At 70.7% G+C, this 25993-nt stretch carries 21 protein-coding genes; 12 read left to right on the top strand and 9 right to left on the bottom strand.

Translation table 11 applies throughout. The annotated features are described in order from the left end of the window. Window positions 1–137: 137 nt before the first annotated feature. The 3 genes from ABT041_RS00825 to ABT041_RS00815 all read left to right on the top strand — a co-directional run bounded on the left by ABT041_RS00825 (window position 138) and on the right by ABT041_RS00815 (window position 4956). Window positions 138–2129 carry an FUSC family protein gene (locus ABT041_RS00825; protein WP_351176796.1) on the top strand — a complete coding sequence of 664 codons (1992 nt, stop codon included), beginning with the start codon at window positions 138–140 and terminating at the stop codon, window positions 2127–2129. A gap of 249 nt (window positions 2130–2378) precedes the next feature. Beyond that, window positions 2379–3854: an APC family permease gene (locus tag ABT041_RS00820; protein WP_351176793.1), complete on the top strand. Its 1476-nt coding sequence runs from the start codon at window positions 2379–2381 to the stop codon at window positions 3852–3854. A gap of 112 nt (window positions 3855–3966) precedes the next feature. Beyond that, the gene (locus ABT041_RS00815; RefSeq protein WP_351176790.1) at window positions 3967–4956 is read left to right on the top strand and encodes a hypothetical protein; all 990 of its coding nucleotides are present in this window, start codon (window positions 3967–3969) and stop codon (window positions 4954–4956) included. A gap of 18 nt (window positions 4957–4974) precedes the next feature. On the opposite strand, the gene ABT041_RS00810 is transcribed toward ABT041_RS00815, so the two are convergent. Continuing rightward, window positions 4975–7032 (bottom strand): PhoX family protein, encoded by a 2058-nt coding sequence (locus tag ABT041_RS00810; RefSeq protein ID WP_351176787.1) that lies wholly within the window; start codon window positions 7030–7032, stop codon window positions 4975–4977. Between the two features lie 235 nt (window positions 7033–7267). On the opposite strand from ABT041_RS00810, the gene ABT041_RS00805 reads away from it, so the two are divergent. Further along, window positions 7268–9022 carry a VWA domain-containing protein gene (locus ABT041_RS00805; RefSeq protein WP_351176784.1) on the top strand — a complete coding sequence of 585 codons (1755 nt, stop codon included), beginning with the start codon at window positions 7268–7270 and terminating at the stop codon, window positions 9020–9022. On the opposite strand, the gene ABT041_RS00800 is transcribed toward ABT041_RS00805, so the two are convergent. Together ABT041_RS00800 and ABT041_RS00795 are read right to left on the bottom strand one after the other, a co-directional pair. Next, window positions 9019–10107 carry an ATP-binding protein gene (locus tag ABT041_RS00800; protein ID WP_351176781.1) on the bottom strand — a complete coding sequence of 363 codons (1089 nt, stop codon included), beginning with the start codon at window positions 10105–10107 and terminating at the stop codon, window positions 9019–9021. The genes ABT041_RS00805 and ABT041_RS00800 overlap by 4 nt on opposite strands. Beyond that, window positions 10104–10841 (bottom strand): response regulator transcription factor, encoded by a 738-nt coding sequence (locus ABT041_RS00795; RefSeq protein WP_351176778.1) that lies wholly within the window; start codon window positions 10839–10841, stop codon window positions 10104–10106. The genes ABT041_RS00800 and ABT041_RS00795 overlap by 4 nt, the downstream gene beginning before the upstream one ends. Before the next feature lie 100 nt (window positions 10842–10941). On the opposite strand from ABT041_RS00795, the gene metG reads away from it, so the two are divergent. Beyond that, window positions 10942–12549 carry a methionine--tRNA ligase gene (gene metG, locus ABT041_RS00790; protein WP_351176775.1) on the top strand — a complete coding sequence of 536 codons (1608 nt, stop codon included), beginning with the start codon at window positions 10942–10944 and terminating at the stop codon, window positions 12547–12549. Window positions 12550–12622: 73 nt separating this feature from the next. On the opposite strand, the gene ABT041_RS00785 is transcribed toward metG, so the two are convergent. The 5 genes from ABT041_RS00785 to ABT041_RS00765 all read right to left on the bottom strand — a co-directional run bounded on the left by ABT041_RS00785 (window position 12623) and on the right by ABT041_RS00765 (window position 15392). Continuing rightward, entirely contained in the window at window positions 12623–12976 is a 354-nt protein-coding gene (locus tag ABT041_RS00785; RefSeq protein WP_351176772.1) for a DoxX family protein, read from the bottom strand. A 98-nt stretch (window positions 12977–13074) separates the two neighbouring features. Next, window positions 13075–13641: a Uma2 family endonuclease gene (locus tag ABT041_RS00780; protein WP_502976312.1), complete on the bottom strand. Its 567-nt coding sequence runs from the start codon at window positions 13639–13641 to the stop codon at window positions 13075–13077. Between the two features lie 214 nt (window positions 13642–13855). Then, the gene (locus ABT041_RS00775) at window positions 13856–14296 is read right to left on the bottom strand and encodes a hypothetical protein (RefSeq protein WP_351176770.1); all 441 of its coding nucleotides are present in this window, start codon (window positions 14294–14296) and stop codon (window positions 13856–13858) included. Between the two features lie 14 nt (window positions 14297–14310). After that, window positions 14311–14520 (bottom strand): DUF397 domain-containing protein, encoded by a 210-nt coding sequence (locus tag ABT041_RS00770; protein WP_351176767.1) that lies wholly within the window; start codon window positions 14518–14520, stop codon window positions 14311–14313. Further along, on the bottom strand, window positions 14517–15392 hold the full coding sequence (locus ABT041_RS00765; RefSeq protein WP_351176764.1) for a helix-turn-helix domain-containing protein: 876 nt from the start codon (window positions 15390–15392) through the stop codon (window positions 14517–14519). The genes ABT041_RS00770 and ABT041_RS00765 overlap by 4 nt, the downstream gene beginning before the upstream one ends. Before the next feature lie 155 nt (window positions 15393–15547). Between ABT041_RS00765 and ABT041_RS00760 the strand changes: the two genes are divergently transcribed. The 7 genes from ABT041_RS00760 (at window position 15548) to ABT041_RS00730 (ending at window position 23846) form a co-directional block, all read left to right on the top strand. Beyond that, a complete protein-coding gene (locus ABT041_RS00760; protein WP_351176761.1) occupies window positions 15548–15955 on the top strand; it encodes an ATP-binding protein in 408 nt (135 codons plus the stop codon). A 291-nt stretch (window positions 15956–16246) separates the two neighbouring features. Continuing rightward, window positions 16247–17206 carry a helix-turn-helix domain-containing protein gene (locus ABT041_RS00755; RefSeq protein WP_351176758.1) on the top strand — a complete coding sequence of 320 codons (960 nt, stop codon included), beginning with the start codon at window positions 16247–16249 and terminating at the stop codon, window positions 17204–17206. A gap of 55 nt (window positions 17207–17261) precedes the next feature. After that, a complete protein-coding gene (locus ABT041_RS00750) occupies window positions 17262–17744 on the top strand; it encodes an SseB family protein (protein ID WP_351176755.1) in 483 nt (160 codons plus the stop codon). Then, window positions 17741–18385: a hypothetical protein gene (locus ABT041_RS00745; protein WP_351176752.1), complete on the top strand. Its 645-nt coding sequence runs from the start codon at window positions 17741–17743 to the stop codon at window positions 18383–18385. Before ABT041_RS00750 ends, ABT041_RS00745 begins: the two co-directional genes overlap by 4 nt. 2 nt (window positions 18386–18387) lie before the next feature. Then, complete coding sequence (locus ABT041_RS00740; protein ID WP_351176749.1) at window positions 18388–22953, top strand: putative T7SS-secreted protein; 4566 nt, start codon at window positions 18388–18390, stop codon at window positions 22951–22953. After that, window positions 22943–23446: an Imm50 family immunity protein gene (locus tag ABT041_RS00735; RefSeq protein ID WP_351176746.1), complete on the top strand. Its 504-nt coding sequence runs from the start codon at window positions 22943–22945 to the stop codon at window positions 23444–23446. Before ABT041_RS00740 ends, ABT041_RS00735 begins: the two co-directional genes overlap by 11 nt. After that, the gene (locus ABT041_RS00730) at window positions 23433–23846 is read left to right on the top strand and encodes an Imm50 family immunity protein (protein ID WP_351176743.1); all 414 of its coding nucleotides are present in this window, start codon (window positions 23433–23435) and stop codon (window positions 23844–23846) included. Before ABT041_RS00735 ends, ABT041_RS00730 begins: the two co-directional genes overlap by 14 nt. A 180-nt stretch (window positions 23847–24026) precedes the next feature. Here ABT041_RS00730 and aspS read toward each other — a convergent pair whose 3' ends face one another. Next, entirely contained in the window at window positions 24027–25844 is a 1818-nt protein-coding gene (aspS, locus tag ABT041_RS00725) for an aspartate--tRNA ligase (RefSeq protein ID WP_351176740.1), read from the bottom strand. Window positions 25845–25993: the final 149 nt, after the last annotated feature.

Raw genomic sequence — 25993 nt, 5'->3', positions numbered from 1 at the left:
GCCGTTCCGTCGTGCCCACCCTCCCCCAAGCTCTCGGCTTCGCTCGAGCAGGGGGGACCCCCATCGCCCCTTGCGGAACGCCTGCCCACAACGGGTGGGCACCGCCCCAGCGCCACAACGGGCCGTACGTTGGTCGCATGGCTCGTCCCGCAAGCCCCGTACGGATCACCCCGCCCCCCTGGCTGACCGCAGGTCTCCGGCCCGCGCCCACCCCCATCCCCTGGGCCGCCGTAGCCCGCGCGTCCGTCGCGCTGTCCGCGCCGCTCGCCGTCGGCCTCGCCACGGACCAGGCCGCGTACGGCGCGCTCGTCTCCATGGGCGCCCTCTCCGGTGTCATCGGCGACACCGCCGACGCCTACCGCATGCGGGTCTTCAACATCGCCGTGCCGCAGCTGTTCGGCGCCCTGGGGGTGACCCTGGGGACCCTCGTCTTCGGGGAGGGATGGCTCGCCGTCGCGGTCCTGACCCTCGTCGCCCTGGTCTCCGGGATGATCTCCTCGATCGGCGCCGTCGCCTCCGTCTCCGGCCTCCTCCTGCTCCTCAACGCCGTCGTCGGCGCCGGCCTCCCCATGCCCGACCCCTGGTGGAAGGCGCCGCTGCTGCTGACCCTCGGCGGGGTCGAGGTCCTCGTCCTCACCCTCCTCGGCTGGCCGATGCGCCGCGCCGCGCCCGAGCGGGAGGCCGTCGCCGCCACCTACCGCGCGGTCGCCGAGCTGTACGAGGCCACCGGCACCGGCTCGTACGACGAGAAGCGGCAGGCCGTCACCGCCTCCCTGAACCAGTCCTACGACCTGGTCCTGGCCCGCCGTGCCCGCCAGCACGGCCGCACCCCCTCCCAGGTGCGGATCCTCGCCCAGCTCAACGTCGTGATCCCGCTCGTCGAGGCCGCGCCCGCCGCCCATCTGCGGGCCCGGCTCTTCGGGCCGCTGTCCCCCGCGATCCCGGCGGCGGTGCGGGAGCTGGCGGACGCCGTCGAGGAGGGCCGTACCGGGACGGCCGTACTCGATCTGCCGACCCCCGAGCGGCCCGCGGAGAAGGCCGTGGACCACGCCCTGCGGCACGCGGCGGCCGTCGTCCTTCCCCAAGCTCTCGGCTTCGCTCGAGCAGGGGAGACCCCATTGTCCGACCCCGACCCGTACAACGTCGACGACCGCCTCGGCCGCCCCGCCGCCCTCCGCGTCCGCGCCCGGCGGGCGACCCGCGCGGTCCTGCTCTCCGAGGCGTCCTGGCGGTACGGCCTGCGGCTCGCGCTGTGCATCGGCCTCGCGCAGGCCCTGGTGTCGCTGATCGCCGTGCCCCGCTCGTACTGGGTCGCGCTCACCGTCACCTTCGTCATGAAGCCCGACTTCGGCTCGGTCTTCTCCCGGGCCGTGCTCCGCGCCGCCGGCACCGCGGCGGGCCTCGTCCTCGCCGCCCTCGTCCTCTCCGAGGTGCCGCGCGGCTGGTGGGACGTGCCGGTGATGGCCCTGCTCGCGGCCCTGATCCCCGCCTTCTCCGCGAAGGGCTACGTCTTCCAGACCGCGGCCATCACCCCGGTCATCCTGCTCCTGTCCGACGTCCTCAACCACCAGGGCTTCGGCCTCGTCCTGCCCCGCCTGTACGACTCGCTCATCGGCTGCGGGATCGCCCTGGTCGCCGGCTATCTGTTCTGGCCCGAGTCCTGGCACGCCCGGGTCGGGGACCGGCTCGCGGACGCGGTCGCCGACACCGCCGCGTACGTGGGGCGGGCCTTCGCCGGCGACTCCGACCACGGCGGCCGGCTGCGGGCCCGGCGCAAGCTCTACCGCGATCTGTCCACCGTCCGCTCCGAGTTCCAGCGCGCCCTGACCGAACCGCCGCCCACCGGCACCCGCGCCGCCGCCTGGTGGCCGCTCGTCGTGGCCGTGGAGCGGATCGTGGACGCGACGACCGCCGCCCGGATCCGGGTCGATCACGGCGCACCCGCGCCCGACCGGGCGGAGGTCGCCGCCGTGGAGCGGGAGTTGCGGGAACTCGCGGACGGACTGCGCGGCACGGACACCCTCGTGGAGGTCCGCACGGAGCTCCCCGGTGACGAGAACGGAGTCCTGGCACCCCTCCGCCAGGAGGTCAGCGCGGCCCGCGCCATCGCCGGTCCCGACCTGCGGTAAACCTTCCTCAAGGGGCGTACGGGAGGACTTACCGGCGGTCACGGAACGGAACCCTCCCCACCGCCGTTACCGGAAGCCATCCGGGCGACTACGATGCGCTCGATTCACCGTGATCCGCGCCCGCCGCCGCCGGCAACCGGCCCGGCGGACCGGCCACTTCGCCCTGCCACCGCCCTGCCCCCGCTTCAACCGCTCCGCCGTCGCCTCACCACCGTCCTGCCTCAGCCCCCGCGCCCCCGAGGACCCGCCATGCGCACCACCACGAACAGAGGCCTCCAGCCCAACGTCCTCGGTACCTTCGACACGATCGTGATGGCCGTCGCCGGCAGCGCCCCCGCCTATTCGCTGGCCGCGACCACCGCCGTCCTCTTCGGCGCGGTCGGCCTCGCCGGACCCGCCGCCCTGCTCTACTGCGCGATACCCATGCTCGGCATCGTCCTCGCGTACGCCCGCCTCGGCCGCATCGACGTCAACGCCGGCGCCGGCTACTCCTGGGTGGGCCGCACCCTCCACCCCTTCCTCGGCTTCCTCTCCGGCTGGGCGCTCGTCTTCGCCGCCACCGTGTTCATGGTGGCCGGTTCGCTGCCCGCCGGCTCCCTCACGCTCTCCCTCTTCGACCCGGAACTCGCCGAGAACACCCCGCTGGCGGCCGCTGTCGGCGCCGGCTGGTTCCTGATGATGCTGCTCGTCGTCCTCGGCGGCGCCCGGCTGACCGTACGGGCGCAGCTCGTGATGTCCGGCGTGGAGATGCTGATCCTGCTCGCCTTCGTGTTCGCGGCCGTCGCGCACCGGGGCCGGGCCACCGCCTTCGACTGGTCCTGGTTCGCCCTCGACCACTTCCACGGGCCGGACACCTTCGCCGCCGGCGCGCTGATCGCCGCCTTCTACTACTGGGGCTGGGACGTCACCAGCAACCTCAGCGAGGAGACCCGGAACAGCCGCCGCACCGCGGGACTCGCCGCGCTCGTCGGCGTCGGGTTCGTCTTCCTCCTCTTCGAGGCCTTCACGGTCGCCGTCAACGTCCTGCTGAGCGCGGAGGAGATCAGGGAGGCGGGACCCAACGTCCTCGCCGTCCTCGGCCAGGAGATCTGGCCCGGCGTCGGCGGCAAGCTGCTCGTCGTGGCCGTCCTCCTGTCGACCGTCGCCACCCTGGAGACCACCCTCCTCCAGGTCACCCGCTCGCTCTTCGCGATGGGCCGCGACCGGACCCTGCCCGCCGCGCTCGGCCTCGTGCACCGCCGCTGGAACACCCCGTGGGTCGCGATCGCCACCGTCGGCGGCGCCGCCCTCCTGATGTTCTGCGCGGCCGCGGCCGCCGGCTCCGTGCAGCGCATCCTCAGCGACGCGGTCGCCGCGATCGGCCTCCAGATCGCCTTCTACTACGGCCTGGCGGGCATCGCCGCCGTCATCGCCTACAAGGCGGTCCTGTTCCGCTCCGCACGGAACCTGATCCTCGGCGGGCTCTGGCCGCTGCTCGGCTCCGCGTTCATGCTCTGGTCCTTCGTCGAATCGCTCGGCCAGCTCTCCACGACCGCCGTCACCATCGGCGTCGGCGGACTGCTCCTCGGCGTGGTCCCCCTGCTCGTGTACTGGCGCAGGGGCAGCGACTACTACCGCCCGGCCCGCCTGGACGCCGTCCGCGCACTGGAGGCGGCGGAGGGCTCGGCCCCCGCCACGCAGGCGCGTACGGGAACCCGCGACAAGAGCTACGCGACGGACTTCTGACCCACGGACCTCCGGCGCACGAACTTCCGTACGTCCGCCGCCGCCCCCCGACCCCTCCGCCCCGGACCCAGCGACTTCTTCCTACGGCAGCCGAACCCGAAGGAGGCCCCCGATGGCCGTACGCCGCTTCTCCGCGCGCGCGGGGCGCCCGGAGCGCTTCGCGCCCGACTTCGACCCGGACTTCGGGGACCGGGCGCTGACCGAGGCGCGCCACGACATCGTCATCGGCCGCTGGCAGGGCGTACGGGACCTGCTCGCCGCGACCGGTACGGACTGGGCGCGCCGCACGCACCGGCTGCGGCTCCTGTCGCACGCCGCCGCGGGCAGCTCCACCGTCGAGACCTGGCGGGCCGCCGAACCGGGCAACCCCGACGCGGCCGTGCTGCGGGCGGCGACCGAGGTGGTCCGGGTCTTCGACGCGGCCATCGCGGCCGGCCGGGGCGCCACCATGGAACGGGGCCGGATCGACGCGGCGGTCGACGTCTGCCGGGGCGCGGCGGAGGCGGCCCCGGCCGACCCGATGCCCTGGGTGTCGCTGCTCTCGGTGGCGCGGCTGTACGAGGGCGGGGTGCCGCGCCGCGAACTGCGCCACTGGTTCGACGAGTTGCGGCGCCGGGACCCGTACAACACCGAGGGGCACATCCAGGTGCTGCGCTACTGGTCGGCGCGGTGGCACGGCACGCACGGCAGCATGTACGACTTCGCCCGCGACGCGGCGGGCGTGGCACCGCCCGGCTCGCCGCTGCCCGTCCTGGTGCAGGTGGCCCGGGTCGAGGAGTACCGGTACATCGCGGACGGGGCGCTCGGGCGGGGCCCGGTGCGCGGCTTCGACCAGCACTGGAAGCACGAGCTGGCGGTGACGGAGCTGCGCCGCACGCACGCGCGCTGGATCGGCGGGCGCGACCCGGAACAGCCGGTGGCGCCGGAAGAGGTCGCGGACCTCAACTTCCTCGCGCACGCGGCCTGCTACGCGGGGCAGGTGGAGATCGCGCGGGAGCTCCTCGGGATGCTCGGGACGCGCGCGGCATGGGTGCCGTGGGCGTACACCGGGGATCCCGAGGAGCAGTTCGTCCGCTTCAGGGACGGCCTGGACGTGAGCTGACCGCCTCGGGCCCGGGGGTCAGACGCCGATGTCGCGCCCGTCGGCACGCCACACGGAGACGACCGCCGGGCGGACGATCTTGCCGGGTCCGTCGGGCCAGACGGAGGCGGGCTTCTCGACGGAGGCGCCGTCGACCTCGCCCGGGTGCTGCACGGAGACCAGGACGCGGCGGTCCTGGACGAGCGGGCCGCAGGTCTCGGCGCCGGTCGGCACGGTCAGGAACTGCTTGAGCTCACCGCGCCGCTCGCCGCGCGTGGCGACGCCGAACAGGCCGTCGTGCGAGCCGAGCTGGTTGCCGTCGGTGGAGATCCACAGGTTGCCGTGCGGGTCGAAGGCGACGTTGTCCGGGCAGGAGATCGGGGAGACCTTGTCCTTGGGGAAGCCGGCGAAGTAGGTGGCCGGGTCGGTGGGGTCGCCGGCGACGAGGAACAGCCGCCAGGCGAAGCCGTCGGAGGACGGGTCGTCCCAGTGCTCGGAGAGCTCCAGGATGTGGCCGTGCTTGTTGACGTTGCGCGGGTTCGCCTCGTCGGCGGGGGCGTTGCCGGTGGTGCCGCGCTTGGAGTTGTTGGTGAGCGCGACGTAGACGCGGCCGCTGCGCGGGGAGGGCTCGACGTCCTCGGGCCGGTCCATCTTGGTGGCGCCGACCTTGTCGCCGGCGAGACGCGAGAAGACGTACACCTCCTCGGCGGTCATGCCGGGCACGTGCGAGACGGCGCCGTCCGGGCCGGCGGTCGCGAGCGGGATCCAGACGCCGGAGCCGTCGAACTCGCCGTCGCTCGGAAGCTTCCCGGTGCCGTCGATCTCCGCGGCGGGAGAGTCACCGGTGAACTTGGCGACGTAGAGGGTGCCCTCGTCGAGCAGGGTGAGGTTGTGCTCGTGCGCGGCGCGCGAGGACCCCTTCTTCATCCGCTTCGACGAGACGAACTTGTACAGGTAGTCGAACCGCTCGTCGTCACCCATGTAGACGACGGGACGGCCGTCCTCGGTGAGCCGGGGCTGCGCGGCCTCGTGCTTGAAGCGGCCGAGGGCGGTGCGCTTGCGGGGCGTGGACTCGGGGTCGTACGGGTCGAGCTCGACGACCCAGCCGAAGCGGTGGGACTCGTTCGGCTCCTGCTTGAGGTCGAAGCGCTTGTCGAACCGCTCCCACTTGCGCTCGGAGGCGCCGGTTCCGATGCCGTACCGCTTGTCGGTGGCGGAGGAGCCGTTCGCGAAGTACTGGTTGAAGTTCTCCTCGCCGTGCAGCGTGGTGCCCCACGGGGTGGTGCCGCCGGAGCAGTTGTTGAGCGTGCCGAGGACGGTACGGCCCTCCGGGTCCGCGGAGGTCCTGACGAGGTCGCTGCCGGCGACCGGGCCGGCGAGCTCGAACTCGCTGGTCGCGGTCAGGCGCCGGTTGAGGCGGTGCCGGGTGACGGCGGTCAGCTTGCCGGTGCGGTGCTCCTCCTGGACCACGACGACGCCGAGGCCGTGGGCGGCCCAGGCGATCTCGACCTGCTCGCGGGTCGGGTTCTCGGGGTCGTAACCCCGGAACATCAGCACCTCGTCGGTGTACTCGTGGTTGGCGACGAGGACCTGGCGGTGCGGCTCGTGGCGCAGCGGCAGGAGGGAGAGGAAGTCGTTGTTGTAGCCGAACTGGCCGGCCTGGGCGGCGGCGGTCTGGTTCTCGGCGTCGAAGGCGGGCGCGCCGCGGAGGATGGGCTCGCCCCAGCGGATGACCACGTTCTGCTCGTACCCGGCGGGGACGGTGACCCGGTCGTCGGTGTTGGGCGCGACGGGCGCGAAGCGCAGGCCGCGGGCGCCGTCGGTGGGCTGCGGCTTCCGCGTGCCCGCCGCCTCGGCCGCGGGCGCGTTCCCGAGGGTGACGGCCCCGCCGACGGCGGAGGCGACGGTCACGACGGCGGCGGCGCGGAGGGCGGAACGGCGGGAGAGGGCGCCGGCTATGACGTCGCCGACGTACTCGTTGTCGCTGGTGTTGGGCACCTCGTGGAAGCAGGCGTCGCCGCAGCGGAACCGGCAGGTGAGAGCGGAACGGCCGCCGCCGTGGGGGTTCGTGCTCAGCAGGGGCAGCAGTTTGCGCACTTCGTCCTCCTGGTATCGGATTCCTTCGGCGGCGACGCTATGTGCGTAGATCTGCACAGGGACGGCGCGAGAGTGAACGCCGAATGAATGCGCGGCATCCGGGGGCGACCGGGTCACCGGAGGAGGAGGGGGTGGCCGCTAACCTTACGTGTCCGCCCTGGCCAGGGATGAACGTCCCGAAACGCCCAGTACGGACATTCACACTGCACCCCCACTCATGCGAAAGGGTTCGCCCATGGGTATTCGGAGCATGCTGCGCAAGGTGTTCGGCCGGGACCGCGAGGAATCCCCGGCAACCTCCGTCCCGTCCCAGACGCGTGAGACCCCGGAGGCGACGAAGCTCCCGGACGCCACTCCGGAGCCCCGGACGCCGGAGGAGCCCCTCGCGACCCCGGAGTCGGCTACGCGGAGCGCGGCGGACGACCTGGTGGCGGCGGCGTTCGACAACCCGCAGATCCCGAAGGCGAGGACGGCGACGGGGGAGACGTCCGTCGGCGAGCCGGAGGGTGCGGAAGTGACGTCCGCCGGTCAGGCGTCCGTGGCCGAGCCGGAGGGTGCGGGGGCGACGTCCGTCGTCGCGCCGGAGGGTGCGGGTGAGGCGTCCGAGCCGGCCGCCGTCGCGGCGGAGGCGGCGGACGCGGACGAGCCGTCCGCCGAGGCGACCGCTCCGGCGGAGGCGGCCGTCGAGACGGACACGGACGGGTCCGAGCTCGCCCCGGAGGAGGGGGAGGTGACGGAGCCGGAGGCGGCGGCTGCGGGTGACGCGGACGCGTCCGAACTCGCTGCGGAGGAGCCGGAGACGGCGGTCGCCGAGGGCGCGGACGCTGCGGCGGAGCCGCAGGCCGAGGCCACGGCTCCGGCGGAGCCGGAGCCGGAGGCAGCCGTCGCGGACGAACTCGCTCCGGAGGAGCAGGAGACGGCCGAGCCCACCACCGACGAGGACGCTGCGGCAGAGCCGCAGGCCGAGACCACCACGCCGGCGGAGCCGGAAGCGGACGCGCCCGAAGCTGCTGCGGAGCAGCAGGAGGCGCCGGCCGCCGAAACGGCCCCCGCCACGACGGAGCCCGAGGCCGACGCCGGCGCCACGTCGGCGGAGCCGGACGCGGCCGTCGCCGCAGATGCGGACGCGCCCGAAACCGCTGCGGAGCAGCAGGACGAGGCGCCCGCCGCCGAAACGGCCACGGTCACGGCCGAGCCGCAGGCCGACGCCCCCGCCGCGGCCGAGCCGGAAGTGGCCGTCGCCGCCGCGGCCGCCGAGGCGGAGGCCCCGGCCGACCAGGCCCCGGCCGACGAGGACGACGAGGTCCCCGCCGGTGAGGTCACGGGCTCCCCCGCCCTGCCCCTCGCCGCGCTCAAGGCCGCCGCCCCGCACCTCGGGGACGCCTACAAGGCCGCCGGAGCGCAGCTCAAGAAGCAGGGGCTCACGGGGGCCCGGGCAGCCGTGTACCTCGTCGTCGACCGGTCCGGGTCGATGCGCGGGTACTTCAAGGACGGCTCCGTGCAGCGCCTCGCCGAGCAGGTCACCGCGCTCGCCGCGCACCTCGACGAGACCGCCACCGTCACGACCGTGTTCTTCTCGACGGACATCGACGGCACCGTCGACCTGACCCCCGCCGATCTCACCCCCACCCGCATCGACGAGGTCAACGCCACCCTCGGCCGCCTGGGCCGCACCAACTACCACCGGGCCGTCGAAGAGGTCCTCGCCCACCACGAGAAGCAGGACCCGGCCCGCCCGGCGCTCGTCGTCTTCCAGACGGACGGCGCCCCGGAGTCGAAGACGGCCGCCACGCAGGCGCTCGCCGAGGCCGCCGACCGCCCGCTGCACTGGCGCTTCGTGGCCTGGGGCGAGGAGGACAACAAGGCCTTCGACTACCTCCGCAAGCTCGACGGCACCCCCCGTACCGCCACGTACTTCGCGGGAGTGACCCCCGTCGAGACGGCTCACGCGGCGTTCTACCGGGGCCTGCTCTCCGGCCTGGAGTTCTAGAAAGAAGCAGGGGTGACGGTGACCGGCAGGGTCACCGTCACCACCAGCCCGCCCCCCTCCTCCTCGCCCCGCGCCACGGCCCGCACCGCGCCCCCGTGCGCCACGGCGATCGACCGCACGATGGACAGCCCGAGCCCCGCGCCGGGCCCCATCCGGTCCCGCCCCTCCCCGCGCCGGAAGGGCTCGAAGAGCCCGTCGACGGCACCGGCCGGAACGACCGGCCCCGTGTTGACGACGGTCAGGACCCCGGGCTCCCCGACCCGTACCGAAACCTCACCGCCCCCACCGGGCAGGTTGTACGCCTCGGCGTTCGCGACGAGGTTCCGTACGAGGTGCGCGAGCAGCACCCGGCTCCCCCGTACGACACCCCCGTCGCCCACCACGCACGCGTGCGCGTACTCCTCCGCGACGACCTCGCCGAAACGCACGTCCTCCCGCTCCGCGAGCCCCCGCTCGCCGCGCGCGAGGAGCAGCAGCCCATCGATGAGGCGCTCGCTGCGAACGTTGCTGTCGAGCAGGATCTGTCGCACGTCGCAGCTGTCGTCGAGACCCACCTGGATCGCGGCGCGCTGGGTGGCGAGCGGGGTCCGCAGCTCGTGGGAGGCGTTGGCGATGAACCGGCGCTGACTGTCGAAGGCCGCCTCCAGGCGCCCGAGCAGCGCGTCGATCGTGTCGCCGAGCTCCTTGAGCTCGTCGTCGGGCCCGCGCACGGCGAGACGTTCGTCGAGACCGGAGAGGCTCCGCGCCCGGGCGGTCATCTCGTGGACGGGCCGCAGGACGCGCCCGGCGGTCCACCACCCGACCACGACCGCGCCGCAGGCGATGACGAGCAGGGCCATGCAGGACCACATGAGCATCTGCTCGCCGGCGGCCCGGCTGACGTCGTCGCCGATCCGGTACGCCTCGACGACGGCGACGTCGTCCGCCCGCGCGACGATGGCCTCCGCGTCGGCGTCCGTACCGGCCCTGACCAGCAGGTTCACCACGAGCAGCAGCACCGCGCCGAGGACCAGGAAGACGCCGCCGTAGACGAGCGCGATACGGGTACGGATGGTGGACCCGGCGCCGAGGAAGGACTCGCTCACAGGACGTACCCCACGCCCTGCACGGTCCGGACGAGCCCCGGTTCGCCGAGCTTCCCCCGCAGCTTGCTCATGCAGACGCGTACGGCCCCGGTGAAGGGGTCGGCGTGGGCGTCCCAGGCGCGTTCGAGGAGCTCCTCGGCGGAGACGACGGCGCCGTCGGCCTCCAGCAGGATCTGGAGGACGGAGAACTCCTTGGGGGAGAGGTCGAGGTCCCGCCCGTCACGGACGGCGGTCCGCCGGACGGTGTCCATGACGAGCCCGTGGCGTGCGAGGAGGGGCGGCAGGGCGGGGCGGGCGGAGCGCCGCCGGAGGGCGCGGACGCGGGAGACGAGCTCGGGGAAGTCGAAGGGCTTGCCGAGGTAGTCGTCGGCGCCGAGGTCGAGGCCTTCGACGCGGTCCTCGACGGCGGCGGAGGCGGTGAGCATGAGGATCCGGGTGGGGGATCCGGCGGCGAGGAGCCGCCGGGCCACGTCGTCGCCGTGGACACGGGGGAGATCACGATCGAGGACGAGCACGTCGTACGGACTGAGCAGGGCACTTTCGTACGGACCGGGTGCGGCGCTCGCGTACGACCCGGGCACAGCCGGATCCCCGTACCCATACGGCAGCAGCCCCAGCCGCTCCAGGGCCTCGTCCCCCGCGTGGACGGTGTCGACGGCGAAGCCCGCCCGTCGCAGGCCGGTGGCGAGGAGCGCGGCGAGGTCACGCTCGTCCTCGGCTACGAGTACACGCATGCCGCCCATCCTCCCGAGGAGGCGCACGGGCCCGGCCCCCACCCCCGCCCCGGGTTTATGGATGTGAGTGGATCTTCGTCCGACCGTTAGGATTTCGACCATGGCGGCCACTGGATCCGAGAAGCAGGGGGCGAAGGCGTTCTACGTCACGACCCCCATTTACTACGTCAACGACGCTCCTCACCTGGGCCACGCCTACACGACCGTCGCAGGCGACGTGCTCACGCGCTGGCACCGTCAGCGCGGCGAGAAGGTGTGGTACCTCACCGGCACGGACGAGCACGGTCAGAAGATCATGCGCACGGCCGAGGCGAACAACGTCACGCCCCAGGCCTGGTGCGACAAGCTCGTCGAGGAGGCGTGGAAGCCCCTCTGGGAGCACCTGAACATCGCGAACGACGACTTCATCCGCACCACGCAGAAGCGTCACACCGACCGCGTCCAGGAGTTCGTGCAGGACCTGTACGACAAGGACGAGATCTACAAGGGCGGGTACGAAGGCCCGTACTGCGTGGGCTGTGAGGAGTACAAGCTCCCGGGCGATCTCATCGAGGCCGAGGACGGCACGAAGCTGTGCCCGATCCACAAGAAGCCGGTGGAGATCCTCAAGGAGGAGAACTACTTCTTCAAGCTGAGCGAGTACGGCCCGAAGCTCCTGGAGTTCTACGAGGCGAACCCGGGCTTCATCCAGCCGGAGTCGGCGCGCAACGAGGTCGTGAACTTCGTCAAGCAGGGCCTGCAGGACCTCTCCATCTCGCGGTCGACCTTCGACTGGGGCATCCCGATCCCGTGGGACGAGAAGCACGTCATCTACGTCTGGGTCGACGCGCTCCTGAACTACGCGACGGCCGTCGGCTACAACGAGAACCCGGCGAAGTTCGAGGAGACCTTCCCGGCGAACGTGCACCTGGTCGGCAAGGACATCCTGCGCTTCCACGCGGTGATCTGGCCGGCGATGCTGATGGCGCAGGGCCTCCCGGTGCCGGGCAGGGTCGCGGCCAACGGCTGGCTGATGGTCGGCGGCGAGAAGATGTCGAAGTCGAACCTGACGGGCATCAAGCCGCAGGACCTGACCTCGCACTTCGGGGTGGACGCGTACCGCTGGTACTTCCTGCGGGCGATCGCGTTCGGCAGCGACGGCTCGTTCTCGTGGGAGGACTTCACCGCCCGCTACACGAGCGAGCTGGCGAACGACTACGGCAACCTGGCGTCCCGTGTCGCGGCGATGGTCGGCAAGTACTTCGGCGGCGAGCTGCCGGCGTCGACGGCCGACGGCGACGCGGAGAAGGCGATCCACGAGGGCCTGGCGAAGGCCGTCGCGACGGCCGACGCGAAGATCGGCGAGGAGCTGGACTTCCAGGGCGGCATCCTGGCGATCTTCGACTTCGTGAAGCAGGTCAACGGCTACATCACGGAGCAGGAGCCGTGGAAGGTGGCCAAGGACGACTCCCCGGAGGGCAAGGCCCGCCTGGCGACGATCCTGTACACGGCCGCCGAGTCGCTCCGCGCGGTCGCCGTCCTGCTGAACCCGATCATGCCGGAGACCTCGCAGGCGCTGTGGGAGTCCCTGGGCGCGGAGGCGTCCCTGGGCGCCCTGGCGGCGCAGCCGGTCCAGTCGTCGGGCACGTGGGGCCAGCTCCCCGCCGGCGCGACGGTGACGAAGGGCGCGGTGCTGTTCCCGCGCCTGGAGGACCCGAAGAAGGACTGACGGTTTCCCGTACGAAGAAGGCCGCCGTTCCCCTGTCGGAGGGGCCGGCGGCCTTCGTCGTACGCGGCGCGGGTCACCAGGTCAGGGCCAGGGCGGCGACGGCGGGCGCCATGTAGACGACGGGGAAGGCGGCGTGGCCGTAAGCGCGGGCCCGCAGGACGGTGATCACGGCGCCGAGGAAGTACAGGATGAGCCCGATCGCGGCGAGGGTCCCGATGACCGGGATGTAGAACCCGACGATGAGTCCGAAGGCCCCGGCGGCCTTGGCGGCCCCGAGCCAGTTCCACCAGGCCTGCGGAACCCCGTACTGGGCCAGCGGCTCGACGGTGAACTTGGCCTTGAAGAAGATCGATGCCCCGGAGAACCCGGCCATGAACGCGGCGACGGCGGTGACGACGATGGCGGTGGTGGACATCTCGGCGAACATCTCGGGCTCCTTCAGCTGCCTTCCGTATCCGCCTCGACCGAGCCGGACACTGCACTGACGGACGCCGGCCGGGATGTGTGACAGCCCGCGCGAGAAATTCAGTGAACCCAGTTCTTCAACGGCTCCGTGTCGAGCTCCATCCCCACCGGCTCCGGCAGCGTGACCGTCTTGCCGAAGGGCACGGTCGCCACCATCTCGTACCGCTCCCCGTCCGGCTGCGAATGGACCTTGACCTCGCAGGTGGTCCTGTCGACCAGCAGGTACACGGGGATACCGGTCTCGGCGTAGGCGCGCGGCTTCTCGACGCGGTCGCGGTGGCCGGTGTCCGGGTCGCCGGAGGTGACCTCGACGACCATCAGGACACCGTCGGCACTCGCCCACTCCCCCTGGCCGACGAACGTGCCGCTCGGTGCGAGACAGCCGGCGGGACGGGCATTGCCCTTGCGGTACGTCTCGACCCTCAGCCCCTGATCGGGGTACAGCCACCAGTCCGTGTTCGCCCGAATGCACAGACGTGTCAACGACTCGATGATCCGCCCGTGGTCACCGTCCGGCACGGCCTTCTCCCCGATCTTCCCGTCGATGAACTCCAGACGCAGAGACTCGTCCACGTGTTCGCCGACACGAGCGAGTTCCTCGAACCCCTCCTGAGTCAGGACGCTCACGGCGGACTCCTCCCGGATCGGTGGTGCCTTCCACGGCACGTGTTCCCCGGTCCGCGCGACCGGGTTCGTCGCTGTCGCCATGACAGGCACGTTGGCATATGCCAAGGACCTGGGGTCCGGGAATCCCCGGCCTTCACCCGGGCGGGTGACACGGCCGCCCCGACGCGAGGCTCACGTTCGGGGGCGCCGGTTCCGGCCGGGACCCGGGGCGGCGTCAGCCGAGAGCAGGGCTCGTGAGGTCGAGCGTCAGCCGGTTTCCCCAGTCGTTGGTGAAGACGGCGCTCATGCCCCCGTAGCGCACTCCGACGAACGGATTGGAGTGGAACATCACGGCGACCCACCGCAACGAGCGGTCGGCGTGGAGACGGGCGAGGTAACCGATGTTGCCCATCCCGCCGCCCCCGCCGGACATCCACCCCGATCCGTCCGGCAGCGGGCTCTCGAAGCAGGTGTCCACCCCGTCGATGCCGTACTCCTCGACGGCCTGGGCCACATCGAACGGGCCTCCGACACGGAAGGGAATCGGCTGTCCGGCATCCGGGTGGTACGCCCCCGGACCGTCGACATGCAGCTCCAGGGCGGAGTCGTCCGGCCGGTACAGCCCGTCCCGGAGCGGCATCTCGCCGGCCTTCCAGAGTCCCTCGACCTTTCCCATACGTCTGCTGTACGTCAGCTGCCGACGGCGTACGAGACGAACCCGGCCCACGCGCCGGGCGTGAGCGCGAGCTGCGGGCCGCCGATGTTCTTGGAGTCCCGGACGTGGACGGTGCCGGGGGTGGTGGCGACCTCGACGCAGGAGTCGCCTTCGCTGCCACTGCTGTAGCTGCTCTTGAACCACGCCAGTTCGGAGGCGTCCCCGGCCGAGGTGTTGCGGATCATGTCTCTCCCAGCAATTGCTCGATGAGGGCCGTCGACTCACGAGGAGTGAGAGCCTGAGCCCGGATGATGCCATAGCGCAACTCAAGGATATGGAGCTGTTTCCGCTCGGTCACCGGTCGCCCATTGGCGACCACTTGAGAGCGGCCGACAGCCGATCCGTCCCCGAACTTCAGCACCTCGATCCCACCGTCGATCCCGGCGTGTTCCTCCCGGTTCATCGGCATGACCTGAAGTTCGACGTTCCGCAGTCGCCCCACCTCCAGCAGGTGCTCCAGCTGGTTGCGCAGCAGCGCACGCCCGCCCAGGGGCCGTCGGAGTGTCCACTCCTCCAGGACGAAGCTGATCTCAGGCACCGGGTCCTTCGCGAAGACGGACTGCCGGGCCACTCGCCCGGCCACCATCCGCTCCACGTCGTCCTGCGAGTACGCCGGACGCCGCATGAGCAGCAACCCGCGCGCGTACTCCGGTGTCTGCAGCAGGCCGTGGATGTTGAGCGGGTCGTAGAGCTGGAGCTCCACCGCCCTCGCCTCCAGATTGGCCAGGTCCCGGACCTTCTTCGGGTACCGGACCTTCGCCACGTCGTCCTTCATCGCCGCGATCAGCCCGCCCGCGTCCAGGACCTCGTCCGCCTTGTCCAGGTACTCGGGCCGGGGGATCCGCTTCCCGCCCTCGATCTTGTAGACGAGGTCCTCGCCGTACCCGACCGCGACCCCGAACTCGGCGGCCCGCATCCCCACAGCTTCCCTCCGCAGCCTCAGCTGCCGTCCCACGGTGGCGATGACGGCCAGTCCCCAGTCGTCGTCCGGGTCCACCTCCCAACCCGGCTCGTCCGCCTCGCTCTTGAGGTGCCGTACTCCTTCGCCCACCGACATGCGCGCCCTTCCTCCGGCCGTCCGATCGTCGCGACGCCCCTACCCGGCGTACGGGTTCGGACAGGCCGGACAGCAGTGGACAAGCCCCGGACAGTCACCCTACGCATCGGAATCGTCACTGTTCACGCTAGCGACGGGCGCCCACGCTCGGTGACGTGAATCAGAAGAACACCACCCAAGTACCCGTACCAGCAAACGACTTCCAGGTGCTGCTGTCCCCCACGCCACGCGGGGCCCGGCTCGCCCGACTGTTGGCCGTCGAGTGGCTGCGGACCCGGGAGCTCCCGTACGGCGTCGTCGAGGCCGCCGAACACGTCGTCGCCGAACTCGCCGCGAACGCCGCCACGCATGGCCGGGTCGCGGGCCGGAACTTCCGTCTCGCACTCCTCGCGCAGACAGACACCCTCCGGATCGAGGTCACGGACACCCGGGGCGCCGACCTCCCCCACCACCCGGGCCGCGGCCTCCTCCTCGTCGAGGCGCTCGCCGACCGGTGGGGCGTCGAGCCGGGACCCGTACCCCGGAAGACCGTATGGGCGGAACTCGATCTGCCACACCTCTGAGCAGCGGATACGGCGCCCGACCGACGCCCCGGAAAGGGGGGTTCGGTCGGGAGGGCGCTCTCCCAAAGAACGGCCGGAGAGAAAGAACCCAACCAAACCCACCCCCTCCCTCCCGCTCGGTGGCACACGCTCACTCATGCGGGTGAATGACACCAACTGGGCTGGATTTTGGGTGGGTTGCCTGCTTTACGCTCAGCTCGACCGGCATATGCCACCAGACATGCGTCGGCCCTCGCCGGGACTGGCATCCCAAGACGAGGGCCTGACCACCAAGGAAGAAGCAACTTCCCCGTGGATACTCGAAACACTAACGCGCACTCCTCCGTCCCGTCCCGTAACGACGCGAAAAACCACTCCCAGGCGCGTACACGCAGCAACGTCGGCGGCGTCATCCACGACAACGTCCGCCACACCAGCAACTTCACGGTGGTCGGCAACCATCTCGCCCAGCACACCGAGCTGTCGGGGCTGGCCATCGGCGTCGCCCTGTACATCCAGTCGGTGCCCTCCGGAACCTCCATCACCATCGAGGCCCTCTCGGTACGGCTCCGGGAAGGGACGAAGCGGATCAGCAACGCGCTGAACGAGCTGGAGGCGCACGGCTATCTGAGCCGGAAAAAGGAGCGCCTGGACGACGGGCGGATGGTCACCCGTACGGTCTCGCACAACCATCCGGGCCGGAGTGGCGCCGAAGAACCGACGCAGCCCAAGCCCCGGCCGAGGTCCAAACCCCAGCCCCAGCCCAGGTCCAAACCCGAGCCCCAGCCCAGGTCCACACCCCAGCCCCAGCCCAGGTCCACACCCCAGCCCAGGGCCAAGCCCCAGTCGCCGGCCCGCCGCCCGGAACCACGGCGGAAGGCACTCCCCGCCGTCCCGCAGCCCGCCTATCCGGCCCCGGACCTCCTGGTGACGGCACTCGGGGTCCTCACCGACCTGCGCCGCGACGACCCGCGTCTGTACCTCTCCGCCGCCGACGTGGACCACCTGGCCCCGGGCGTCGTCGCCTGGCTGGAACGCGAGCTCACACCGGAGGCCGTACGCCGCGCCCTGGTGTTCGACCTGCCCCAGGAACCACTCCGCCGCCCGGCCGCCCTCCTGGCGCACCGACTGAACGCGCACCTCCCGCCCCTGCCGCCCTTCCGGCCGGCGGATCCGGGCGTCCGCCACCCCCTCCAGAACTGCGACACGTGCGACCGTGCCTACAGAGCCCCCGACCCGGGCACTTGCCCCGCCTGCACACCGAAGACCTGACAGGGTGGGACATTCCTCGTTGCTCGCGCGAATGTTCGCATGCCAGCCTGCGTGAGTGACTGAGCAGGGGGACGACAGACCGGAGCCTCACCAGCCTTCAAGGCTGGCGGAGTTGGCGGACGCACCGGTGGTGGCCGTGCAGCCGAAACCGTCACTGGCACCAGCACCGGTCGACGAGGTGGCAGCGGCCCGCCGGGAGTTTGCGCGATTGCTCGGCGAATTCCGGCGTACCGCCGTACTCGTGCCGTTCGACGACCACGAGAGCCTGTGGACCGCGGACTTCAACGGGGTGCGGTGGATCTGCGCGTTCTCGGACGAGGGGGCGCTGGCCCGGTTCGCGGTCGCGCGCGGGGACGCCGAGCGGGAGTGGACGTACCGGACGGTCCTCGGCGCGCGGCTTCTCGACGTGTTGGTGCCGATGCTGCCGGGTCCCGGCGGGGTCGCGCTGGACGCGGGCAGCGCGGACGGGGTGCTGTTTCCGCCGGTGGCGGGGATCGTCCCGGACGAGGTGGCGGTGGATCTCGGGGGTGGACGATGACGGGTGACGATCCGGACCTTGCGGTGTCGGAGGCAGCGCTCCAGCAGATAGTCCGGGGCATCGACAAGGCGCACGGCGAACTGAAGGACCTCACGATCGGCCAGCAGGCCGTCACCGGACGCGGCTTCTCCGAGCTCTCGCTCTCCGGTCTTCAGCTGGGGCATCAGGGGCTCGCCGCGCAGTTCGAGACCTTCTGCGACCGCTGGGGCTGGGGCGTACGGGACCTGATGCAGAAGGCGAACCTGTTCACGGCGGCCCTGGGGGCCTCGGCGGGCGCGTTCGGCGATCAGGAGCGGTACATCAAGGACACCTTCAAGATCGCGACGAACGCCGTCAACGGCAACCCCCACCTGTCCGAGGACGAGGTGAAGAAGAAGAGCTGGGACGAGATCAGCTCGCAGAGTCCGTACGACGGAGCCGACTGGGATCCGGAGTCGTTCCGCCGGGCCCAGGACGAGGTCGAGCAGATTTGGAGGGACACGGGCTACGACGTCCAGGACGGGCTCCTCGACTCCCTGCGGAACTCGGGCGCTCTCGGCCCCGAGCAGCGTGAGGCCCTCGACCGGGAGATGCGCGAACGGCTCGACCCGTCCGAGGAGACGGTCCGGCGAGCACAGGACCCGAACTGGGGGGACCGCTGACCATGCCGGACTGGGGAGATTTCGTCGACGGCGGCAAGCGGCTGATCGGCAGGGGAGTCGACGTCACCACGGACGTCATCGGCGGTGGCCTGGAGTACGCAGGCGCGGAGGGCGTCGCGGACAAGCTCGAGGACTGGGGCGACCGGACCGCCTCGTCGCTCGGTGCGGAGGTCGACGAGGCACGGCTCGGGCAGACCGAGGACCCGGACGAGCTCGTCCACGGCAACACCGGCGAGATCACCGCCACGGTGAAGAACCTCCGCGACTTCGAGTCCGCCTTCGGCAGCGTCGCGCGGGGGCTGAAGGCCGTGGAGGACGGCGGCCGTTGGAAGGGCGAGGCCGCGAAGGCCTTCCAGGAGAAGTTCCAGGCCCTGCCGACGACGTGGCTGCATGCTGCAGACGCCTTCGGGGCCGCCGCGGGAGCCCTGGAGGCGTACGGCACCACCGTCACCTGGGCGCAGGGCAAGGCCCGCGAGGCGATCGCCCTGTACAAGGAGGGCGACGCCTCCTCCAGGACGGCACAGGCCGCCTACGAGAAGGAGGTCACCGCCTACAAGGCGTCCCTCACCGGCCCCGACCCGCGGCCCCGGCCCACGCCGGGCACGGATCCCGGCGACGCCCAGCGGGCTCGCGCCGAGGAACTGCTCGCCGACGCCCGACGCCAACGGAACGAGGCCGCCGAGACGGCGCGGAAGGCGATCGCGGCCGCCCTCGTCCACGCGCCGGCCGAGCCCTCGCTCGGCGAGCGGCTCAAGCTCGACGCGACCGACTACGTCCTGGGCATGGGCGCCGAGCAGACGCACGTGGCCGGCGGCGTCGTGAAGGGCCTCGCCGGGCTGGTCACCTTCGTGCGCTCGGTCAATCCCCAGGACCCGTACAACCTCACGCACCCCGCCGAGTACTACCAGAACGTCAACATGACGCTGGCGGGTCTCGCCTCGACGGCCGCCCATCCCGACCGGGCCCTCGAGGCCACGTGGGAGGCGGCGAAGAGCGACCCGAGCGAGTTCGGGGGCCGCCTGCTCCCGGAGCTCTTCGGCACGAAGGGCCTGGGCGGCGCGAAGGCCGTGGAGCGTGTGGCGGATGTCGCCGACGACGCCAAGAGCGTGGGCAAGGGGCGCGCCGGGCAGACGAAGGATCCGGAGGACACGAGCCGCCCCCATGAGGACAGGAAGTGCGCCAACGACCCCGTCGACATGGCCACAGGCCGCATGGTGCTGCCGCAGACGGACATCACGCTGCCCGCCGCCCTCCCCCTGGTCCTGACCCGCACCTTCGAGTCGTCCTACCGGGCCGGCCGCTGGTTCGGCCCGTCGTGGGCGAGCACGCTGGACCAGCGGCTTGAGATCGACGCCGAGGGCGTCGTCCTCCTCTGCGAGGACACGAGCCTGCTTGCGTACCCGCATCCCGCCCCCGGCGTTCCCGTGCTGCCCACACACGGCAGCCGCCGCTGGACGCTGGACCGCGACGGAGACACGTACACGGTCACGGACCCGATGACGGGCCGCGTCCTGCACTTCACCGCCCACGGCGGCGACCTGGCGCTCCTCAGCCAGATCGACGACCGCAACGGCAACTGGATCGCCTTCGAGTACGACGAGGCGGGCGCCCCGGTCTCCGTCGCCCACCAAGGCGGCTACCGCCTCAGGCTGACGACGGACGGCTCCCGGATCACCGCCCTCCATCTGGGTGAACAGGAGATCCTCCGCTACGGCTACACCGACGGCCATCTGACCTCGGTGATCAACTCCTCGGGCCGTCCGCTGCGCTTCGGCTGCGACGAGCAGGGCCGCATCACCTCGTGGACCGACACCAACGGAAGCCGCTACGACTACGTCTACGACGACCAGGACCGCTGCACCTACCAGTCGGGCGCGAACGGTCACCTCGAAGCCACCTTCACCTGGGACGGCGTCGATCCCGCGACCGGGCTTCGCGCGACCACCCTCACCAACGGTCTGGGGCACACCGAGCGCTACCTGATCGACGACCGCCACCGGGTCGTCGCCGAGATCGACGCCCTGGGCGCGGTCACCCGCTACGCGTACGACCGCCACAACCGCCTGCTGTCCCGTACGGACCCGCTGGGCCACACCACCCGCACGACCTACGACGACCAGGGCCGGCCGACGGTGCTGGAACGCCCGGACGGACGGCAGGCGCGGGCCGAGTACGACGAACGCGGCTTCCCTATACGCATCACGGGCACCGACGGCAACGTCACCCACCAGACCTTCGACGAACGCGGCAACCGCACATCGGTGACGGCCCCTTCGGGCGCCCGGACGAAGTTCGCGTACGACGAGTCGGGCCGACTGACGTCGATGACGGACCCGCTGGGAGCCACGACGCGACTGGTCACGGACGCCCGCGGCCTCCCTGTCGAGATCACCGACCCGCTGGGAGCGACGACCCACTACTCGTACGACGCCTTCGGCCGAACGACCCAGGTCACGGACCCCCTGGGCGCGGTCACACGCCTGGAGTGGACGGTCGAAGGCCGGCCATCGAAACGCATCGCCCCCGACGGAACGGTGGAGTCCTGGACGTACGACGGCGAGGGCAACTGCCTGAGCCACACGGACGCGCTGGGCGGCACGACACGCTTCACGTACACGGACTTCGACCTCCTGACCTCCCGCACGGGCCCGGACGGAGTCCGCTACGAGTTCGCCCACGACCCGAACCTGCGCCTGACGCGGGTGACCAATCCCCAGGGCCTGACGTGGGACTACGCGTACGACCCGGCGGGCCGACTGGTCGAGGAGACGGACTTCGACGACCGGACGCTGGGCTACGCGTACGACGACTCAGGCCGGCTCACCTCCCGCACGAACGGCCTCGGGCAGGAGATCCGATTCGAGCGCGACGGCCTGGGCCGCATCGTCCGCAAGGACGTCGAAGGCGCGGTCAGCACGTACGAATACGACGTCTTCGACCAGCTGGCCGCCGCGACCGGACCGGACGCGACGATGGCGCGCCTCCGGGACCGCTACGGCCGCCTCGTCTCGGAGACCGTGAACGGCCGCAGGCTCTCGTTCACGCACGACGCGATGGGTCGACGTACGGGTCGGACGACACCGGGCGGTTCGACGAGCACGTGGTCGTACGACGCTGCGGGCCGCCGTACCGAACTGACCTCGTCGGGCCGCACACTGTCCTTCACGCACGACGCCCTGGGCCGCGAAACGTCCCGCCGAATAGGCGCCTTCGCGAACCTGTCGTCCTCGTTCGACCCGATGGGCCGCCTCACCGCGCAGGAGGTCACGGGCGGTGCGGGCCGCCGCCTTCAGCACCGCGCGTACACGTACCGCGCGGACGGCGGACTCATCGGCATCACGGACGAACTCTCGGGCGCCCGCAGCTTCGACCTGGACGCGGCCGGCCGTGTCACGGCAGTCCACGCCCGCAACTGGACGGAGCGGTACGCCTACGACGACGCCGGCAACCAGACGGATGCCTCCTGGCCGTCGACGCACCCGTCCCACTCGTCGACAGGGGCACGCGCGTACGCAGGGACGCGGATCACGGCCGCGGGCTCCGTCCGCTACGAACACGACGCCCAGGGCCGAATAGTCCTCCGCCAGAAGACCCGCCTCTCCCGCAAGCCCGACACCTGGCGCTACGAGTGGGACGCGGAAGACCGCCTCACGGCGGTGACGACACCGGACGGCACGGTGTGGCGTTACGGGTACGACCCTCTGGGCCGCCGCATATCCAAGCAATCCCCACTGGAGACAGTCCACTTCACCTGGGACGGCGCCACTCTCTGCGAGCAGACGACCGAGGACATCACCCTCACCTGGGACCACGCGGGCCTACGCCCCCTGTCCCAGACGGAACGCCGCACAGGCCCGGACTCCACGGACGAACGCTTCTTCGCCATCGTCACGGACCTGATCGGCACCCCGACGGAACTGGTGGACGAATCAGGAGAGTTGGCCTGGCGCACGCGATCCACCCTCTGGGGCGCAACCACCTGGAACAGAACAGCCACGACCTACACCCCCCTCCGCTTCCCGGGCCAGTACTTCGACCCCGAATCGGGCCTCCATTACAACTACTTCCGTTACTACGACCCGGAATCGGCCCGCTACCTCTCCCCGGACCCCTTGGGCCTCGCCCCGGCCCCCAACCCGGCCGCTTACGTCCACAATCCGCATACATGGGGTGACCCGCTGGGCCTTGCGCCCGACGGGTGTCCTCCGGACGGGCCTCCGAGGGTCGGACGTGACCTGGCCGGAGCCAAGGCCGACGCGTTGCGGGATGCGGGAATCCCGGAGGGGGCCACACCGATCGAGGTGAACGACTACGTCCCGGCGACGACACCGGAGTGGCAGGGTTCGAAACAGTTGCTGGACGACAACCACCACCCGATCTTCTACCGGGAGGAGGTGTACGAACATCCCAATGGCCGGGATCTCATCGTCTTCCAGGACCACTGGTTCGGCCACCAGAAGCTCGGGGAGCCGGGATACCAACCTCCACACGTGCATGTGAGACCGTTTGAGGACACCCGTAATGGTCAGATACCTGGCGCCGAGGAGCACTACCCGTATGACCGTTAGTCTGACGCTGGTGAATCCGGGGGACCTTGTGCGCCTCTACGGAGAAATCCCACCCCTCGACGAATTCCGACTGCGCTCCATCAACCTGGACTGGCGAGGTCCAACGGTCACTCTTCGAGTGGACCTTTCGACCTTTCCCGCGTTCGTTCCCCAAGAATGGGAGGGTGCGGATGTCGACACCGTCCAGTGCCATCTTCAGTTCCTCGCAGTGGCGGACTTCTCTCTGACGGAATGGGAGCCTCCTTTTCACTCCGTGTCCTTCAGTGCGAAATCTCTGGACGGAGAGCGAAGAATTCGGGCACGAGTGACAGGTGGCGGGGTGGAGCTCGGGTTCACCAGTAGCGACTCCGTTCTGGTGGGACACGTGAGCGCCTTCAAAGCCGCGACGGATGGCACGGACGGAGGCCGTCATCTGTTTTCTCGAAAACTTGACAGCCTGCGCTATGAGGCCATCCCGGATACTGAAGAAAAGACCTTCTATGGACGCCTTTGACTGGACATCCATCGTCAGATCGACAGAGGAGACCAAGAGCCTCTACGCGACGCCTCCGGACCTGAGCAACGAATGCGATCTGTTCCATGTGCAGATCGACGAAAGAGGCACATCGGTGACGCTTGGATTCGAGACGTCCGTCCTCCCATCGAACCCGCCCATCACGTGGACGGCCGGGGAGTACAACACCCTTGAGTTCTACATAAGGTTCACAGGCGTGAAGGGACTCCAGATCGCCGGCTGGGATTCCAGCGCTCGCGATGCGGCAGTCACTTTGAGTCCGTGCGGGGATGCCGGTGTTCAGGTGGCCGTCGAAGGATTGGGCTCGCATCTCGTTTTCACAGCGTCCACGGCTCTCCTGACCCGGGCACGCGCCTACCTCTCCACGAATACTGCGTGAGTGGGCCCCTTTCATCCTGCGCCGGGAACCTCCCCGTCGGAGAGACATGGGTGGCGACCAGGGCATGGTGGTCGTACTCGATCACGAGGAGCTGCTGGCCTGTACCTGGCTCGTCGCATGAGGAAGGGCCCGGGATCCGTGAGGATTCCGGGCCCTTCGTCAGGCGTCAGCCGGGTGGGCTCAGCGGCCCGCCTCCGGGTGGACCGACTCCGTGATCGGGCGGTCCTCCGTGACCTTCTTCTCGACCGGCTTGCGGAGCTGGATGTTCAGCTCGCGCAGGCGGGACTCGTCCAGCTCGGTCGGGGCGCCCATCAGGAGGTCCTGGCCGTTGCCGTTGAGCGGGAAGGCGATGATCTCGCGGATGTTCGGCTCGTCGGCGAGGAGCATCACGATGCGGTCGACGCCCGGGGCGATGCCGCCGTGCGGCGGGGCGCCGTACTCGAAGGCGCGGAGCATGCCGGCGAACTCGTGCTCGACGGTCTCGCGGGAGTAGCCGGCGATCTCGAAGGCCTTGAACATGATCTCGGGCTCGTGGTTCCGGATGGCGCCGGAGGAGAGCTCGATGCCGTTGCAGACGATGTCGTACTGCCAGCCGAGGATGTCCAGCGGGTCCTGGGTCTCCAGGGCCTCGATGCCGCCCTGCGGCATGGAGAACGGGTTGTGCGAGAAGTCGATCTTGCCGGTCTCCTCGTCCCGCTCGTACATCGGGAAGTCCACGATCCACGCGAAGCGGAAGACGTTCTCCTCGAACTGGCCGGCGCGCTTGGCGGCCTCGACCCGGACCGGGCCCATGATCTTGGAGACCTCGTCGAACTCGCCCGCGCCGAAGAAGATCGCGTGGCCGGGAGCCAGGCCGAGGCGCTCGGTGAGGACCTTGACGTTCTCTTCGGTGAGGAACTTGGCGATGGGGCCGGTGAGGGCGTTCTCCTCGCCCACGCGGACCCAGGCCAGGCCCTTCGCGCCGAGGGAGACCGCGAAGTCGCCGAGGGAGTCGAAGAACTTGCGCGGCTGGTCGCCGGTGTTCGGGACGGCGAGCGCGCGGACGTGCTTGCCGGCGAAGGCCTTGAACTCGGAGTTCTCGAAGACGTCGGAGATGTCGACGAGTTCGAGGTCGGTGCGCAGGTCCGGCTTGTCGTTGCCGTACTTCAGCATCGACTCGCGGAACGGGATGCGCGGGAACGGCGAGGTGACGTGGCGACCGCCGCCGAACTCCTCGAAGAGCTCCGTCATGAGCTTCTCGATCGGCTGGAAGACGTCCTCCTGCTCGACGAACGACATCTCGACGTCGAGCTGGTAGAACTCGCCCGGCGAGCGGTCCGCGCGGGCGTCCTCGTCGCGGAAGCAGGGCGCGATCTGGAAGTACCGGTCGAAGCCGGAGATCATCAGCAGCTGCTTGAACTGCTGCGGCGCCTGCGGCAGCGCGTAGAACTTGCCCGGGTTCAGCCGGGACGGGACGACGAAGTCGCGGGCGCCCTCGGGGGAGGTCGCGGCGAGGATCGGGGTCGCCATCTCGTTGAAGCCGAGGGCCACCATCTTGGAGCGGATGGAGGCGATGACGGCGGAGCGCAGCATGATGTTGCGGTGCATGCGCTCGCGGCGCAGGTCGAGGAAGCGGTACTCCAGGCGCCGCTCCTCGTTCACACCGTCGTCGGTGTTGATGGTGAAGGGGATCTGCTTGGCGGCGCCCAGGACCTCGACCTCGGCGGCCTCGATCTCGATCTCGCCGGTCGGCAGCTCGGGGTTGACGTTCTCCGCGCCGCGGGAGACGACCTTGCCGTCCACGCGGACGACCGTCTCCTTGGTGAGCTTGTCGAGAACCTCGGCGGCGGGGGTGCCGGGCCGGGCGACGAGCTGCGTGATGCCGTAGTGGTCGCGCAGATCGATGAAGAGGATGCCGCCCAGGTCGCGCCGATTGTGCAGCCAGCCGCTCAGCCGGACGTCGGTGCCGACGTCAGAGGCGCGGAGCTCGCCGCAGGTGTGGGACCTGTACCGATGCATCGTCGTTCATCCAGTCTTCGGGATCTTGGGTCGTGGGGCGCCGGCCGGTCGTGACCGCTGTCACAGATGTCACAGGACACGAGGGCAGACCCACCCAGAGTACCGGCCAGCCCAAGATCGCATTTCGAATAGTGTCGGTGGCGACCTGC

This window comes from Streptomyces sp. NPDC002825 (genome assembly GCF_040295385.1).
Classification (GTDB): Bacteria; Actinomycetota; Actinomycetes; order Streptomycetales; family Streptomycetaceae; genus Streptomyces.
This window is presented reverse-complemented; position numbering and strand designations above follow the sequence as displayed.